The organism is Salipaludibacillus sp. CF4.18 (genome assembly GCF_051262595.1).
In the GTDB taxonomy this organism is placed as follows: Bacteria; Bacillota; Bacilli; order Bacillales; family Salisediminibacteriaceae; genus Salipaludibacillus; species Salipaludibacillus neizhouensis.
The window spans coordinates 1-1,433 of record NZ_JBIMEV010000132.1; the positions used below are offsets into that span (position 1 = coordinate 1).

Annotated in this window: 1 protein-coding gene; it reads left to right on the forward strand. The window is 35.8% G+C overall.

Going from position 1 to position 1,433, the window contains the following annotated elements; all coding sequences use genetic code 11:
• On the forward strand, window positions 1–1,281 hold a 1,281-nt coding region (locus tag ACHABW_RS25740; RefSeq protein ID WP_435759874.1), incomplete at its 5' end, for an IS4 family transposase.
• Window positions 1,282–1,433 lie beyond the last annotated feature (152 nt).

A 1,433-nucleotide genomic window follows, 5' to 3' on the forward strand; every position in this document is an offset into this window, starting at 1 on the left:
AAATTATTTACAGACACAAAAAAAGCTCCTATTGTAGAAGGGAGACCTTACTTGTTCCCAATCTTCTACAAAGGAGCAACTCGTATGAAAAGTATAGGTCATAAGAAACTTATTAGTCAATGCTTAGATTTACTTCCAACAGAAGTTTATGCTTGTCCTCTTCTAAATTATAGTAATGACAAGCTTTCTGTAGAAGCCTTAATGAAAACTTTTATCGCAGCGAACTTGGATAATTGGCAGTCATATGAACATATGGAATTAATGTTAGATGCAAATCAAGGACTAAAGAAATCTTTAGATTTAGAGGAGATTAGTGGTTCTCAAATTAGCCGAAGGATCAATGATTTACCAACAGAGTGGACCCAAGATCTCTTCCTAAGACTGGTCTCTATTCTCCAAAATTTAAGTCAACATGACCAAGGAATTACGAAGGAAATTGGACGATTAAACATTATTGATTCCACGCATTTAAAACTTCCTTCGGAACTATGTGATTGGGCTTACGTCACAAAAGGATGGAATGTAGTAAAGATGCATACTCGCTTGGTTGTCGTGTCGGAAAACACGTGTTTTCCTGACAAAATTCTTCCTTCAACAGGGAATGTTAGTGACTTCGAAAGTTCAGATGATCTTATCGAAGAATCATCTGCAACCTACTTAATGGATCGAGGTTATCCTTCCAGAAAAAACCTGAAGAAATGGTTGGAGAAAGGTATTTTCTTTGTGGCTCGAATTACAAAAACCCTTCAAGTAAAGTCTCTTGAAGAATACCACGTCGATCACCCTGACATTCTAAGAGATTCGAAGGTATTATTCAGCACTTCAGATACACCAGTCCGCCTCGTTGAGTTTACTGATGATGAAGGGCGTCTTTATCGTCTTATGACAACAAGATGGGATTTAACAAGTAAGCAGATCATGGAACTTTACCGTTACCGTTGGATGATCGAAACTTTCTTTAAATGGGTAAAACAGCATTTAAGTTTAGTCAAGGTATGGAGTACTAAACCGCAAGGAATGTGGAATCAAATGTTTCTCTCTCTAGCTGCCTATTGTTTGGCATTAATCGTTCAATTAAAAACAAAAACGAAAAAAACGCTATGGGAATTTTTACTTCTCATGCGCGTTTATATGTACCAAAGATGGGATGACTTTGTAGAGAAGTTATTTCGACAGAAATCAAAGACTTCCAGAGGAAGACAAAAAGTACCAATAGAAAAGAAAAAGAAAACTGCCTTTCAAGGAAACGTTGCGATGATTAAAGTACAGAAAAGAAAGTAATCAAAGTTTAAAATACAGACAATATAAAAGGAAAAAAAAGGGAACAAGGTCTTAAGTGACTTAGTCCGCCTTTTTTTCTATTTCTAGCGGAAAAACAAATGTAAAAATATAACATTAATAAAATAATTTTACTGAGGTGCAAGGCCAATGGG